General features: G+C 71.2%; 9 protein-coding genes. 1 reads left to right on the top strand and 8 read right to left on the bottom strand.

The annotated features are described in order from the left end of the window. Positions 1-17: 17 nt before the first annotated feature. The 6 genes from ABD073_RS02650 to ABD073_RS02625 all read right to left on the bottom strand — a co-directional run bounded on the left by ABD073_RS02650 (position 18) and on the right by ABD073_RS02625 (position 8,619). Complete coding sequence (locus tag ABD073_RS02650; RefSeq protein ID WP_343872212.1) at positions 18-3,494, bottom strand: PKD domain-containing protein; 3,477 nt, start codon at positions 3,492-3,494, stop codon at positions 18-20. A 272-nt stretch (positions 3,495-3,766) separates the two neighbouring features. Continuing rightward, the gene (locus ABD073_RS02645; protein WP_343872210.1) at positions 3,767-5,812 is read right to left on the bottom strand and encodes a glycosyltransferase; all 2,046 of its coding nucleotides are present in this window, start codon (positions 5,810-5,812) and stop codon (positions 3,767-3,769) included. Continuing rightward, entirely contained in the window at positions 5,812-6,957 is a 1,146-nt protein-coding gene (locus ABD073_RS02640; protein WP_343872209.1) for a DUF1972 domain-containing protein, read from the bottom strand. The genes ABD073_RS02645 and ABD073_RS02640 overlap by 1 nt, the downstream gene beginning before the upstream one ends. A 29-nt stretch (positions 6,958-6,986) precedes the next feature. Continuing rightward, on the bottom strand, positions 6,987-7,484 hold the full coding sequence (locus ABD073_RS02635; protein ID WP_343872208.1) for an FAD synthase family protein: 498 nt from the start codon (positions 7,482-7,484) through the stop codon (positions 6,987-6,989). Then, a complete protein-coding gene (locus tag ABD073_RS02630) occupies positions 7,481-8,254 on the bottom strand; it encodes a CDP-alcohol phosphatidyltransferase family protein (protein ID WP_343872207.1) in 774 nt (257 codons plus the stop codon). The genes ABD073_RS02635 and ABD073_RS02630 overlap by 4 nt, the downstream gene beginning before the upstream one ends. Continuing rightward, positions 8,251-8,619 (bottom strand): nucleotidyl transferase family protein, encoded by a 369-nt coding sequence (locus ABD073_RS02625; protein WP_343872206.1) that lies wholly within the window; start codon positions 8,617-8,619, stop codon positions 8,251-8,253. Before ABD073_RS02625 ends, ABD073_RS02630 begins: the two co-directional genes overlap by 4 nt. Before the next feature lie 307 nt (positions 8,620-8,926). Here ABD073_RS02625 and ABD073_RS02620 point away from each other — a divergent pair, with 307 nt between their 5' ends. Then, on the top strand, positions 8,927-11,419 hold the full coding sequence (locus tag ABD073_RS02620) for a right-handed parallel beta-helix repeat-containing protein (RefSeq protein WP_343872205.1): 2,493 nt from the start codon (positions 8,927-8,929) through the stop codon (positions 11,417-11,419). A 666-nt stretch (positions 11,420-12,085) separates the two neighbouring features. Here ABD073_RS02620 and ABD073_RS02615 read toward each other — a convergent pair. Both ABD073_RS02615 and argS read right to left on the bottom strand, forming a co-directional pair. Next, a complete protein-coding gene (locus tag ABD073_RS02615) occupies positions 12,086-13,048 on the bottom strand; it encodes a type IV toxin-antitoxin system AbiEi family antitoxin domain-containing protein (RefSeq protein WP_343872203.1) in 963 nt (320 codons plus the stop codon). Positions 13,049-13,710: 662 nt separating this feature from the next. Further along, the gene (gene argS, locus ABD073_RS02610; RefSeq protein ID WP_343872202.1) at positions 13,711-15,348 is read right to left on the bottom strand and encodes an arginine--tRNA ligase; all 1,638 of its coding nucleotides are present in this window, start codon (positions 15,346-15,348) and stop codon (positions 13,711-13,713) included. Positions 15,349-15,463: the final 115 nt, after the last annotated feature.

The following is a 15,463-nucleotide window of genomic DNA, read 5'->3' as shown; positions in this document are numbered from 1 at the left end:
CCACGTCAAGTCACCGGTCACGCCTTCTTGACCACCGTCAGGTTGTCGATGGCCAGGGTGAACGGCGCCGTGGTGGCGCTGCCGGAGGCATAGCCCACCACGCCCACCGAGCCGGCCGACTGCAGCTCCGGGCTGGCGTCGGTGGCGCTGGCCCCGGTGGCGGGCATGGTCTCGCCGCTCCACGCCCTGGCCAGCACCGTGGTGGTGCCGGCCCCGGTCAGCTCGAGGCTGAGGTGCAGCGGCCGGCCCGCCTGGTAGCCGCCGGCCACCACGGCCTCCTTGAGCACGGTCTCGGTGCCGTTCACCACCCGCACGGCGGCGATCCGCGCGGTGCCGTCGGACAGCAGGCGCAGCTTGGCGCGGTACTCGCTGCTGCCGGTGCGGCGCCCGGCCAGCATCAGGTTCACCCCGCCGCCGGTGGTCACCTTGTCGATGGTGACGTCGGCGGTGGCGGTCAGGTCGGTGGCGCTCACCCCGGCCAGGGCGGCGGTGGCGCCGGCCCCGGCGTTCAGCGTCACCAGACCGGCACTGCCGTCGGTGCGGAACAGGCTGCCGCCGGCCGGGTAGGTCCAGGCACCGCCCACGTCCGCGGTCCCCCACCGGGTCTCCGCCTGCGAGAAGGAGTCGGCGGCCACCACGCCACCGGCGGCGAGCACGATCACCTGGCGGCTGGTGGTGGTACGCAGGCCGGCATCGTCGGCCACGGTGAGCCGGATGGTGTACGTCCCCGGGGCGGCGTAGTCGTGCCGGGCGGTGGCGCCGGTGGCCGTGGCACCGTCACCGAAGTCCCAGGCCCAGGCCTCGACGGTGCCGTCGTCGGTGGAGGCGCTGCCGTCGACGGCCACCGCCAGGCCCTCGGTGGTGGTGGTGAAGGCGGCCACCGGGGCCTTGTTGGCCACCACCATGTCCACGGTGCGCGAGATGGTGGTACGCGCCCCCATGTCGTCGGTGACGGTGAGGTTGACCGGGTAGCTGCCGGAGTTCAGCCAGGTGTGGCGCACGGTCGCCGTGCTGGCCGTGGTGCCGTCGCCGAAGGTCCACTCCCAGGACGTCACCTCGCCCTCTGCATCGCTCGAGCCGGTGGCGTCGAAGCTGCAGCTGTCGCCGGTGCAGCTGCTGGTGAAGGCGGCCACGGGGGCGGTGTTGGCCACCGGCGCGCCGCCGGTGCGGGCGTGCTCGCGGATGGTCTCGGCGGACAGCTCCGTGGGGTGGACCGCCACCTCGTCGATGCTGCCCTTGAAGAACCTGCTGGCGGGGGCGGAGGCCATCCCGGTGACGCTGTCACCCCCCAGCCGCCAGTAGCCGGTGAAGGCCCGTGCGCTGGTGACGCCGGCATCGCTCGCCACCAGCGAGCCGTCGACGTAGAGCTTCATGCCGGAGCCGGACAGGCTGGTGGCGACGTGGTGCCAGCCGCCGTCGTTGTGGCTGGTGGTGGAGACCACGGCGCGACGCACGCCCCCGGACAGGACGTCCATGGCCAGCCGGCCGTCGCTGGTCATGGACAGCGTGCGGTCCCACAGGGTGCTGGTGCCCGAGCTGCGGTTGCCGAAGTCCAGGATCATGCCGCCGCTGGTGCTGGTGGTGCGGATCCAGACCTCCGAGGTGTAGCTGGCCGGTGCGGCCTCGGCGATGGTGGCCGCCGCATAGCCGGAGGTGCCGCCGCCGAACAGGGCGGCCGCGTCACCCGCCAGGATCCCGGGCTGGCCACGGGTGATGCCGCTGTAGGCGGTCAGCGGTGTGGCGCCGGCGGTGTCGCTGAAGGAGCCGCTGGTCTCCGACAGGCGCCAGTAGTGGCTCGGGGAGGCGGCCATCGCCACGCCGTAGTAGAGGTCGGCGGGCACCGGCTCGCCGGCGGTGACGGTGACATTGTTGCCGCGCACCCGGTTGCCGTCGCCGTCCACCGCCCAGATCCAGTAGGTGTAGGTCTTGCCCGGCACCATGGTGGTGTCGACATAGCCCATGGTGGGGCGGTCCCACCACAGCGAGTCGCCCTTCACGGTGGCCAGCGGGGTGGCCAGCCGGTCGTCGCGGTAGATCTGGTAGCTGAGCGCCATGTTGTCGCGGTCCCAGCTGGACTTCCAGGTCAGCGCCGCGGTGGTGCCCTTGGCGTTGATGGTGGGCACCAGGCTGGAGCCGCCCACCACGGGGCCGTCCTTGCTGGGTGCGGTGCCGGGCACGGCGAAGCGCACCAGCCCCTGCTGCCCCGCGCCGTTCACCTTGGGGAACTCGCCGCCCAGCACCAGGTAGGTGCCGTCGTTCTCGCTGGTCCAGGCCGCCTGGCTCTGGCCGGTGTAGCTGCCCGCGGCCAGGTCCGGGTACCAGTCCACCTGGCTCGGGGCGCCCTGGCCGGCGAAGTTGGAGTAACCGGACTGGCTGTTGGTGCGCACCGTGCCGGTGGCCTCGTAGGTCCAGGCGTCGGCGCGCTTGTAGACGTCGGGCGTGAACTGCGGGAAGGAGCCCACATTGGAGCAGTTGTGGTGGTGGCTCACCGAGTAGACCTGGCCGCCCATGGCGGTGGCGTCGTAGGAGTCGCCGTGGCAGTCGGCCAGCCAGCGGATGGCGCCGGAGACCGGCTCCACCATGAAGACGCCCTCGTAGAGGCCCTCGCCGTAGTTGAAGGCGGTGCCGATGATGTTCGTGCCGTCCTGGGTGAGGCTGTAGACACCGGTGTTGGCGGTGCCGTTGCGCACCACCTGGTTGAGGGCGAAGGGGTACAGCGTGCCGGTCACCGCGTCGATCGAGGCGGTGCCGGGCGAGGCGGCACCGTTGACGGTGGAGAACTGCCCGCCCACCACGACGCGGCTGCCGTCGGGGGTGATGGTCATGGCCTTGACATTGCGGTTGGCGGTGGGGGCCCAGCCGAGCAGCGCTCCGTCGGTGGGGCTGAAGGCGGCCAGCCGGGTGCGGCCGACGCCGTTCGCGGTGCTGAAGACGCCGCCCACGTAGACCGCCTGGTCGGTGACCACGATCGCGTTCACCGAGGCGTCCAGTCTGGGCGCGAAGTCCGCCACCAGGCTGCCGTCGGCGGTGTTGATGGCGGCGATCCGGTAGCGCTTCTGGCCGGCGAGGCTGGTGAAGGCGCCACCGACGTAGAGCCGGGTGCTGTCCGGCGAGAGCGCCAGCACGTTGACCGCGGCGTCGGTGTCGGCCCGGAAGGCCTCGTCGAGCACGCCGGTGCTGATGTCATAGGCCAGCAGGTTCGCGCGTGGACTCAGGCTGGTCCCGGGCGCCGCGCCGGCCGGGCGGGCCGTGGCGAACTCGCCGCCCACGAAGACCCGGCCGCCGGCGATCTTCTGGTCCCAGGCGACGCCGTCGATCTGCGTGGTGGGCAGGGCGTCGGAGGTGACTCCGGTGCTGCGACGCTCGATCACCTCGTAGTCGGAGGGAACCGCCTGGGCGGGCACTGCCGCCAGCAGTGCTCCCAGGGCCATGGCCCCCGTGACGGCCAGCCCGGCGGCGCCACGCAGCCGGCGGCGAATGGTGGTCGGTGACATCTGGTCCAACTTTCCCCGAGTTCTCGTCGCCGCCGGGGTCCCCCGACCCCTGCATGGCGGCGCGCCAGCGGCCCACGGCCGCGGAATAGGAAGACTCTATGACTGGAACATTGGGACGTTCACAGGTTTTCACTCGTCCTCAGCCCGGCCACAGCCAGCCCACCCGATGTCACCGCAATGTCCCTGCTGACAAGCAGAAGCGCCAGGATCAACCGGAATACTCGCGGGCTGGCAAGTCGCCCCGACCGGCCGGCTTCAGCTCGTCTTCAGCTTCAGCGCAGCAGGGAGCCGACGGCTCGCCGCAGGCCCTCGCGGTAGCGCTGCGGGGAGAAGCGGGCGGCCCCCTCCCGATCGGCCAGCGCCGCGAGCGCAGCGGCCGGGTGGTCGGCCAGCAGCTCACGCACCGCGCCGGCCAGGGCAGTCGGGTCACCGGCCGGCACCCGTCGTACCGCCTGGAAGCCCTCGGTGGCCTCGGCCAGCCCGGAGTGGTCGCTGACCACCAGCGGCCGGGCCGCCAGCAGCGCCTCCACCGCGGTGTTGCCGAAGGACTCCTCCAGCACCGAGGGCACCAGCGCCACGTGGCACTCGGCCAGGGCGGGCCAGACCTCGTCGGCAAAACCCAGGAAGTGCACCCGGTCGCCCAGCCCGAGGCTGTCCACCAGCTCGCGCAGCTCGGTCTCGAACCACTCGTAGCCCGGGAAGACCGCGCCCAGCAGGGCCAGCTCCGCGTCGACGCCACCCCGCACCAGGTCGGCCAGGGCCCGCACCGCCACGTCGGGTCCCTTGCGGGGCGAGAGCCGTCCGACGAAGAGCAGCCGCGCGCGACCGGCACCCAGCTCGGCCAGCTGCACCCCGGCGGGCCCGACGACGCCGTTGTGCACCACGGTGGTGCGACGGGCCAGCAGCGGGTAGCTGGCGGCCACCACGTCGGCGGTGTGGCGCGAGTTGGCCACCACCCGGGTGGCCAGCAGCAGCGAGCCGTAGAGAACGGCGTTCACGGCGCGGGAGGCCTGGGCCTCCGCCTCGTGCACGTGCACTGCGACGGGACGGCGGGCCAGCCGGGCCACCAGGGACCACATCGGGATCGTGACGGTGTTGACCAGTACGGCCTCGGCACCGCTGGCGCGCACCAGCCGCAGCTGGGGCGGCAGGCTGCGCGCGGCGGTGGCGGCCAGCGCCATCAGCCCGGTGGGCGAGAGCGCGCTCTTGCGCAGCACCGGCATCTCCACCAGCTCCACCCGGGCGCCGCGGCGCTCCAGCTCGGGCACCAGCGGGCCGTCGGCGGGCAGCGCCACGACGACGCGGGTGCCCGCCTCGGTGAAGGCGCTCACCGACTCCAGCATCACGCGGTCCGAGCCGTAGAGGTCCGGGCTGGGGTGGGCCAGCAGCACCGCCGAGGGCGGCCGCTCCCCCGCCGGGCGCCGCGGTCCACGCACCAGGCCGGGGAGCGCCAGGCCGAGCCCGGCCAGGCTGCCCCGCACGGTGGCGAGCAGCGGCCGGGGGCTGGTGAGCAGCTGGCGACGCCCGCCCCGCAGCAGGATCTGGCGGCTCTCGGCCGGGGTGCGCACGATCCAGCGGGCCAGGTCGGCCCGGCCCAGGTGGTCGGCGGCGAAGCGCAGCCGGTTGCGGCTGTTCCAGTAGTAGTAGGTGCTGCTCAGCGCACGGTCGTTGGTGCGTGCCTGGGTGCCGCCCTCGTCGTGGGTGGCCACCAGGTCCTCGCGCAGCACCAGGCGCATCCCGGCCTCGGCCGCACGACGGGTCAGGTCGACGTCCTCCCAGTAGAGGAAGTAGTCGCCGGCGAAGCCGCCCAGCTCGGTGAAGGCCTCGTCGTGCAGCGCCAGGCAGGCGCCGGTCAGCCAGGGCCGCCAGCTGTCCTGGTCGGGGCCCCAGAAGCCCTTGGTGCGGCCGCTGCGGTAGTCCACCATCGAGCCGTGGAAGTACTTGCGGCCGTCGGAACGGTCCATCCGGGGTGCCACCAGGGCGCGGTGGTCGGCCTCGACGGCGGCGTGCAGCGCCTGCAGCACCTCGATGGAGACCCGGGCGTCGGGGTTGAGCGCGACGAAGGCCTCGCAGCCCAGCTCGCGGGCCCGGGCGACACCGGCATTGACGCCGTGGCCGAAGCCCTGGTTGGTGGCCAGTGCCACCACCTCCCAGCCCCGCTGCTCGGCCAGCGCCCGCAGCGCGGCGAGCTCCTGCTCACTGGTGAAGTTGTCGGTCACCACCACCTGGATCCCGGCCTCGGCCAGGCGAGGGTCGAGGTTGTCGGCCAGCAGCGCGTGCGAGCCGTAGTTGACCAGCACGACCCCCAGGCGTCCCATCAGATGCTCCAGCGGCTGGGGTGGCGCTTGCCGTTGGGCCGGCGACGCGGGTAGCGGCGAGCGGCCAGGTCGGTGTACAGCGTCTCGTAGTCGTCGGCCACCGCGTCCCAGTCGTAGCGGTCCATCGAGGCCTGCAGCTCGAGACCGCGCTGGCGGGTGCGCTCCGGCTCGGTCTCCACCTGCTCCAGGATCCGGGCCAGGCCGGCCGGGGTGGAGAAGTACTCACCGGTGTGCTGCACGACCTCCTTGTTGAAGTCGACGTCCCAGGCCACCACGAAGGCGCCGGCGCCACCGGCCCGCAGCAGCGAGGGATTGGTGCCACCCACGGAGTGGCCGTGCAGGTAGGTCAGCGAGTGGCCGTAGAGCTGGTCCAGCTGGTCCTGGTCCCACAGGCCGCCCAGCAGCTGGACGCGCTCGTCGGCGGCCTCGCGGATCTGGGCGGTGTACTCGTCGGAATAGGGCGCCGAGCCCACCACCACCAGCGGGTGGGTGGCCTTGGAGGCCACATAGCCCTTGACGATCTCCAGGACGTGGTTCTCCGGCTCGAAGCGGGCCACCACCAGGTGGAAGCGGTTGGACTGCAGGCCCAGCGGCTCCAGCTTGTCGGTGCCCAGCCCGTGCAGGATCGGGGCGCCGTAGGCGATCAGCCGGGTGGGAGCGTGGAATTCCTCGGTGTAGTAGTCCGCGATGCCCTGGGCGTCGGCGATCAGCGCATCGGACCAGCGCACCGACAGGCTCTCGGCCATCCGGTAGTACTGCTGGCCGGTGCCGCTCCACTTGCCGCGTCGCCATTCCAGGCCGTCGACGTGGGTGGCCACCGGGATCCGGCGGGCCCGCACCACCGGCAGCAGCGGGGCATTGGCGGCATTGAAGACCACGGCGCAGTCGACCCCGCGCAGGTGGCGGTCCAGCACGCTCAGCGCGGTGTGGGAAAGGGTCTCCAGCGAGCGCTTCTTCAGCGCGGGCAGGTGCACCAGGTCCATGCCCTTGTAGCTCTCCAGGTGCTCGACGTCCTCGGGCGTGCGGCAGAAGACCACCACCTGGTGGCCCTTGTCGGCCAGCCGGGAGCCGATCTCCTCGATGGCGGTCTCGAAGCCGCCGTAGCGTGCCGGGACCCCACGGGTTCCGATGAGCGCGATGCGCATGGGTTGGTTTCCTTCGTTCATGTGGGAGATCAGCGATCGGCGATGATCGCACGCAGTGCGGTGCTGGAGGTGTGGGCGGTGTAGGGGAAGTAGTGCACCCGCACGCCCACGGTGGCCATGTCGGCCTCGAGCTTGTCGCCCTTGGGGGTTCCCAGCCAGTCGTCGCCCTTGAACAGGACGTCGAAGGGGTGGCGCTGCCAGACGTCGAGCTTGGAGCCCTCGTCGATCACCACCTGGTCGACGATGCCGATCGACTGCACGATCTCGATCCGCTCGGCCAGGTTGACGATGGGCAGCTTGCCCTTGGTGCGCAGCAGGCCCTCGTCGCTGACCACGCCCACGATCAGGTGGTCGCAGTGCGGGCGGGCGCGACGCAGGATGTTCAGGTGGCCGATGTGGAACATGTCCCAGGCTCCCGGCACGTAGCCGATGACACCCTTGGCCGGGTCCACCAGCTCACGCGGCAGCTCGACGGGGGCCGTGCGATCGGAGGTGGTGGGCCCTGCTGCCGACTCGTCGGTGCTCATCGGCCGGCACCGGACGCGGCCGCGCGGTCCGCCGCGTCGAGGGCCGCGATGCTGCGGGCCCAGCGGAACAGGACCATCAGGGTGTAGGCAGCGGTGCAGACGAACATGACGGTGTAGAGCCAGCGGAAGACCACCGGGGCCCCCAGGGTGAAGAAGATCAGCGCCAGGAAGCCGTAGTCGGTGGGCAGCTTGGCCACCGACATCAGGGTGGAGGGGATGCCCTTCTTCGGGGCCGGCTGGCCCAGCTTGGCGTGGTGCACCCGGGTCAGCAGATCGGTCAGCAGCATGCCGAAGAAGTGGATCACGTAGACCGCGGCGAAACCCAGCGGCACCAGCATCCAGCGCTCGGAGTCGAAGTGGCGGTAGGCCATCACCAGCACGGCCAGGTGCAGGGTGGCGATCTTGAAGGAGTCGATGACGTGGTCCAGCCACTCACCGAGCAGGCTCCCCCCGCCGCGCAGCCGGGCCAGCTGGCCGTCAGCCGCGTCCAGGGCGTAGCCGATCACCAGGCACAGGCCCACCAGGACGGCCATCAGCCAGCCGGGGGCCATGGTGGCCACCAGGATGATGCCGGTGAAGGTGAAGACGGCGCTGATGGCGGTGATGCCGTTGGGCGTGAGGCCCACCTGGTGGCCCATGGCCGCGAAGACCCGGCCCAGGGGGCGGTTCACCAGCACGGAGTAGAGCGGCGCGCCGGCATTGGACTTCTGGGCGTTCTTGAGCCGGGCCAGCGAGTCGCGGAAGCCCTTCGGTGCGGTGGGGGCGCTCATGCCGAGACCTCCTGGGTGACGACGTGGCCGTGGTCCAGCGCATTGCGCAGCTCGGCGCTGGCGCTGCGGCGGGCCGGGGTCAGCAGCACATCGGCGCGGTCGACCAGCAGTTCCTCGTCGGTGTAGACGGTGACCTCACCCCCGCTGGGGATGTCGTCGATGCTGTGGCACAGCACCACCTGGCCGAGGTTGCGCAGCGCGCCCACCAGTCCGAGGCGTTCGGACTCGGGCACCACCGGCGGCCTGCCGTGGAGCCGGGTGGCCTCCGCATCCCCCAGGACCGCCACCACCATCTCGTCGCTGCGCTCCCTCACCTGCGCGAGCAGGTCCAGGTCAGCGATGTTCACCATGTCGAACGTCGACACCACGTATGCCTTGCGCAAAAAACTACTCATTTCCCGATCTGCGGACCGATCCCCTACCAGCCCAAGGGGCCAACCAGCGGTGCTGGTGGCCAGTCACCCAACAATAGCTATAAAGTTTATGGTCGAACTACTTCGCTGAGAATTGACCTAGTGACCGCCTTTCCTTGCCTCACACGAAAAGAACTGAGGCCAGACAAGGGCTCCATGGGTTTCAACCAGCTGGTCGGGTGGGGCTATCGTTCCTTTTGCTGAGAGAAATTGACCAAACACTCAGCTTCATCTCACCCCCAGCGAAAGCGACACACCCATGACGGCTGCCCGCCCCCCTCGCCTGCGCGCCCTGACGGCCTGTCTGGCCCTGGCCGTGCCCCTGCTCTGCTCGCCGACCGCCCCGGCCCGGGCCGCCTCCGAGGCCGTGCTGGCCGAGGACGGGTTCGACCGCACCGTGGCCCAGGGCCTGGGCTCCGCCCCCGCCGGAGGCACCTGGACCATCCCCACCGGGGCCTCCACCGTGCAGGTGGGCGGCAGCGTCGCCCGCTTCGCCGGCCGTCCCGGCCAGGTGCTCGACGCCCGCCTGTCCCAGGGCCGGGCGCGCGACGTCTCGGTGCTGGAGACCCTGGTGCTGCCCGAGCTGGGCGCCGGCGGCCACACCATGGCGGGGCTGAATGCCCGCATCGATGCCGCCACCGGAACCGGCTACCGACTGTGGGCCAACCTGTCGGCTGACGGCAGCGTGGTCCTGCACGCCAACCGGGTCTCGCCGACCGGCGACTCCGTGCTGGGCACCGGGGTGCGGATCGACGGCCTGGTGGCGCAAGGACGCCGGATCAAGCTTCGCCTGCAGGTCAGCGGCACCGAGACGGTGACCCTGCGCGGCACCGTGTGGGCCGACGGGAGCGCCGAGCCGGCGCCCCAGTTCAGCGCCGCCGACAGCTCGACCGCGCGGCTGACCGACGCCGGCCAGGTGGGCCTCGCCCTGGTGGCCGGCAGCACCACCACGCCGGTGACCGTCACACACTTCACCGCGCTGACCACGTCACCCCAGGCGCCCGCCCCCACCAGCCCGCCGGAGGCACCCGCCCCCACGACCCCGCAGGAGCCGGCTCCTGACCAGGGCCAGCCGGCACCCCAGGCCGCCGTCGCCGCGCGAGGCTCGCTGCCGGTGGGCCAGGCCAGCTATCCGGTTCCCAGCGGTGCGGTCTTCATGGCGACCAACGGCAACGACGCCAACCCCGGCAGCCAGGCCGCCCCGGTGCGCAGCCTGGCCCGGGCCGTGGAACTGGCCCCCAGCGGCGGCACCGTGGTGGTGCGTGGCGGCAGCTACCACCAGGGCGAGGTGGGCATCTTCAAGCCGCTCACCGTCCAGGCCCACCCGGGCGAGGCGGTCTGGTTCGACGGCTCCACCCGGATCACGCAGTGGACCCGCTCCGGTGACACCTGGAGCGCTCCCTGGACGGCGCGCTTCGACCACTCCACCAGCTACACCGTGGGCGGGCGCGACGACTCCTTCCTGGACCCGAAGTACCCGCTGGCGGCCTGGCCGGACCAGCTCTTCGTGGACGGCCAGCAGCTGCAGCAGGTGGCTCCGGGCAGCGTCGGCGCCGGGCAGTTCGCCGTCGACTACGCCAACCAGCGCATCATCATGGGCACCGACCCCAGTGGCCGTGAGGTGCGCGGCAGCGACCTGGACCGGGTCTTCACCGTCGGCTCGCCCGACGTGACGCTGCGCGGCTTCGGGATCCGCCGCTATGCCAATGCCATCCCGCGGATGGGCGTGATCTTCATGGCCCGCCAGCGCAACCTGGTGGAGAACGTGGTGATCCACGACGTGGCCAGCACCGGCATCTCGATGACCTCCGACGGCCGCAACGGGGCCGGCACCGTGAACCGGGTGACCATCGAGCGCTCCGGCCTGATGGGCATCGGCGGCGCCAACTTCGACGGGGGCAAGGTCACCAACAGCGTGATCCGGAACAACAACACCCAGCGCTTCACCCCGCTGCCGGCCACCGCGGGCGTCAAGGTGACCGCCAGCAGGAATGTCACCTTCGACAACAACCTGCTGGAGGACAACTACAACACCAACGGGCTGTGGACCGACGAGTCGGTGATCGGCGTGACCGTCACCCGCAACCGGATCACCAATGCCGCCCAGGACGGCTTCGCCGGCATCCAGCTGGAGCTGACCAGCAGCGCCGTCGTCGCCGACAACGTGGTCTCCGGCCAGGTGCGCGGGCTCTACCTGTTCGACTCCGAGCACCTGCGGGTCAGCAACAACACCATCTGGAACTCCCGGATCGCCGACATCTCGGTGGACCAGGACTTCCGCCGCCAGTCCAATCCGGCGCACAACGGCCACGACCCACGCAATCCCGTCCCGGACGCCAGCAACACCTGGGTGAGTCGTGACATCGCGGTGCGCAACAACCTGTTCGGCACCGACGCCAACTTCTCCAACTTCCAGTTCTACGTGCTGGACAAGGACAAGGCGCTGACGGCCGGCAGCATGGTGGCCACCGCCACCGGCAACGCCTTCGAGGCCAAGGATGCGAACTCCCCCACGCTGATCGGCTGGGGCCGTAACGACGGTCGGGTGGACATGTACAACGACCTGTCCGCCTGGTCCGGTGCCGTCGGCCGGGGCTGGGTCAATCGGACCTACCCAGCGGGCGCCTCGGTGCAGCAGGCCCAGCAGGCGGCCTCCGCGATGACCCACGGCAGCCCGTTGGAGGCCGACATCGCCCAGAAGATCGGCCAGGCGGCCGGGAGCACCCACATCGGAGCCTTCCAGCAGGTCTGAGGAGGCGACGCGCCGGTCCTGGTGATGCCGTCGAGCTCGTCGACGTGCTGGTCCACCGGCGCGAGCCCCCGCGCAGGCCGCTCCGGTGGCTTGCGCCCCGACCCGCTTCTCGACGCCTCGACCCCGCTTCCGCCGCCTCGACCCCGCTCCCGCCGCCTCGACCCCTCAACAACCGGGTCGGAGCGCAGCGAGCGGGGTCGGAGCGCACGGTGCAGGGTCGAGCTGCACCCAGCGGGCTCGGAGTGCGCCCAGCGGCGTCGGAGTGCACCGTCGGCGGGTCACCGACTGGCTGACGTACGACGCGCACGAGCCTCGTCCCCGCTTCTCGCGCCCGACCCCCTTTCACGACGACCGACCCCGTTCCTGACGCTTCGACCCTGTTCCTTACACCTCGACCCCGTTCCTGGCAGCTCGACCCCTCAACAATGGGGTCGAAGCGCATAGAGCGGGGGTCGAACTGCATCCCGTGGGGTCGAAGCGCATAGAGCGGGGGTCGAACTGCATCCCGGGGGGTCGAAGCGCACAGAGCCGGGGCCGAACTGCATCCAGCGGCTCGTGGCGGTGATGCCCTGGGCGGCGAGCCGCTCGGTGAGCTCGGAAGCATGGCGCGGCGCCACGTCGCGCCGTGGCTGCGGGCTGAAGGTGGCCCGCACCATGGAGGGTGGTTCACCACGCGACTGAAGGACGACGGGTACGAGCCTCGGCCAGCGCCTGTCGCACCCTGGCAACCACCACCTCCGGCTGGTGCAGAAGCTCGTCCCAGGTCCAGCGCACGACCACCAGGCCTAGGCGACGCAGCCGGTCCTCGCGCAGTTTCTCCTGCCACAGCACCTCTTCGGGGCTGACGCCGGGGCGGGCCGAGGCGCGGTACTTGAGCCGACCGTCGAACTCACCGACGACCCCCTCCTCCCACCAGAAGTCCACCCGGTCCACGCCTGCCTCGTGCGGGAACTCCTGCTGCAGCTGCGCGGGTGCGAGCCCGGCCCGGACCAGCAGGTGACGACTCAGGGACTCCCCCACCGACTCCGAGCGCGGATCCGCCAGCGCGGCAGCTCGCTGGGCACCCCGCACGCCGGGGCGGCCGGCGGCGGACGTCACGCTGCGCTGCAGGTGTTCGGCGCTGCACAGGCCACGACGCAGCGCGTCGTCCATGGCGGCGAGCGTCCAGCCTTCGGGCTCCGTGCACCCAAGGTCGACCAGGCTCCGCGGCACCGTGGTGACGGCCAGGGCGTCGACGACCATGCATTCTGACGGGTCCAGCTGGCTGCAGTGGGTGACCACCTGGTTGCGTCGACGTCCTCCCCCGCGATCCGGTCGGGTGACATGGACCCAGTCCAGGGCGGCGCGCCGCACCGGGATCCGGTGCAGCGCCGCAGCGGAGCCGTGACTGAGGACCGCCCGCGGCTGTGCGAGCAGCACGGCGCGCGCCTGGATGAGGTGCTGCTCGATGTCGCCCCGGCTGTCGCCCCAGGCGTAGACGCCACGACGAGTGCGATGCAGGCGCCCGTCGCGCAGCATTCGGGCGATCTCCCGGTGGTCGAAACCAACCGCTTCCAGTTCGCTGCGCCGGCACAGCGAATGGAGCGCGGCGAGCTGGACGGGGCTGGGATCGGGGGCGGAAGGATTCATGCAGCCAGAGAACCCCGCGTGGGGGCCGACGTCCAGCGAGACGTCACCGGCTGTGGACAACTCTCCCGGGTGGTCACGGGCTGTGGACAAGTCCCCGCAGGGGCCACGGGCATTGGACAAGTCCCGCGGGGCGTCGTGCCTGTGGAGACCACCCTCCAGCGGCGCGCCCTTGGGCACGGATGCACTCCGCCCGCGCCAGCTCCGACCCCCAGACGCACACTCCGCCCCCGCAACCCACGCTCTGACCCCGCAATTGAGGGGTCGAAGCGCCGAGCGCGGGGTCGAAGCGCCGAGCGCGGGGTCGAAGCGCCGAGAGCGGGGTCGAAGCGCCGAGCGCGGGGCCAAAGCGCCGAGAGCGGGGCAAAAGCACCGCCAAACGGGACGGGCCGGGCGACCAGGGCCAAAGCGCCGAGAGCGGGGTCGGAGCACGGCCAAACGGGACGGGCCCAGGCGACGAGGGCCCAAGCGCAGGTACCAGGGCCCACGCGCAGGCACCGGGGCCAAAGCGCCGAGAGCAGGGTCGGAACATGGCCAAACGGGTCGAGCCCTGGGCAACGAGAGCCCCCGCGCAGACAACGGGGCCAAAGTACGGCCAAACGGGACGGGACCAGACGACGAGAGCCGAAGCGCAGTCAGCGGGTCGGAGCAGCGCCGCCTGCGGGTCACATCCGCTCGGGCGCGTCGATGCCCAGCAGGTACAGGCCCTTGGCCAGCACCTTGCGGGTGGCCTGGCACAGCGCCAGGCGGGAGGCGCGCACCTCGCCCTCGGACTTCATCACCGGGCACTGCTCGTAGAAGGAGGAGTAGGCGCCGGCCAGCTCGTAGAGGTAGCCGCACAGCTTGTGGGGCTGCAGGCTCTCGCCAACCTCGGCCACCACCTCGCCGAAGCGGCTCAGCAGCAGGGCGAGCTGCTGCTCGGCCGGCTCCTCCAGCACGGTGATCGCCTGGGGAACCTCCACCTGCTCGGCCTCGGCCTTGCGCATGATCTGGCTGATCCGGGCGTGCGCGTACTGCAGGTAGGGGCCGGTGTCGCCGGTGGTGGCGGTCATCCGCTCGGCGTCGAAGGTGTAGTCCTTCTGCAACCCGGAGCTGAGGTCCGCGTACTTGATGGCGGCCAGCGCGATGTTCGGCGCGGCGTGCTGGTCGGCCTCGTCGAGCAGGTCGTCGAGGTGGACGGCGGTGCCCTCGCGGGTGGAGAACTTCTTGCCGTCGGTGCCCAGCACCATGCCGTAGCCCACGTGCTGGGCGCGCACCTGCTCGGGCAGGTAGCCGGCCTTGCGGCAGACGCCGAAGATCAGGTTGAAGTGGTGGGTCTGCTCCGAGCCCACCACGTAGACCAGCCGGTCGGCGTCCAGCTCGCCCACCCGGTAGCGCAGCGCGGCCACGTCGGTGACGTCGTAGCCGTAGCCGCCCTGGCGGTTGCGCATGATGGCGGGCGCCTCGTAGCCGTCCACGAAGACCACCAGGGCACCGTCGTCCACCTTGGCGATGCCGCGGGCCTCCAGGTCGTCGCAGACCTTGGGCAGCATGGCGTTGTACATGCTCTCGCCGGCATAGTCGGCGGGCTTGAGCAGGACATTCATCCGCTCGTAGGTGCGCTCGAAGCCGGCCTTGGAGATCTCGATCAGCTTCTCCCAGATGGCGAGCGTCTCGGGATCGCCGGCCTGCAGCTTGACCACCCGCTCGCGGGAGCGGTCGGCGAAGGCCTCGTCCGACTTGAGGTGGGCATTGGCGCGCATGTAGAGCCGCTCGGCGCCGGCCAGGTCGAGCTCGGCCGGGTCCAGTCCCTCGTCCAGGGTCTGCTCCACCAGCATGCCGAACTGCCGGCCCCAGTCACCGATGTGGTTCTGGGCGATCACGGTGTGGCCCTGGGCGCTGAGCACCCGGTTGAAGCAGTCACCGATGATGGTGCTGCGCAGGTGGCCCACGTGCATCTGCTTGGCGGCATTCGGGGCGGAGTAGTCGATCACGACGCGCTGGGGCTCGCCGGCCTGCACCACCCCGTCGTGCTCGTCGCCGAGCAGCTCCGAGGCGGTGGCGGCCAGCACGTCGGCCTTGATCCGGAAGTTGATGAAGCCGGGACCGGCGATCTCCAGCGGCTCACACAGGTCGTCCACCTGCAGCTGCTCGACGATGGCGGCTGCAACCTCGCGCGGCGGCTTGCCCTCGGTCTTGGCCAGGCGCAGGGCCACGTTCGACTGGAAGTGGCCGAACTGGGGCTTGGTGGCGGGCCGCATCTCCGGGTCGATGCCGGTGAGGGCCTGGACCCGCTCGGTGAGCTGTGAGGGCAAAGAGGACATGGCGCTCATTCTTCCACGAGGCGTGGCCCTGTCCGGACGGCCAGTCTCGGGGCCAGCAGTGGCCTTTCCACCCCTTCAGGGGGAATTTCTGTCGGTGGGGACAGGTTGGATGGTG

Source organism: Luteococcus peritonei (genome assembly GCF_039526385.1).
In the GTDB taxonomy this organism is placed as follows: Bacteria; Actinomycetota; Actinomycetes; order Propionibacteriales; family Propionibacteriaceae; genus Luteococcus; species Luteococcus peritonei.
This window is presented reverse-complemented; position numbering and strand designations above follow the sequence as displayed.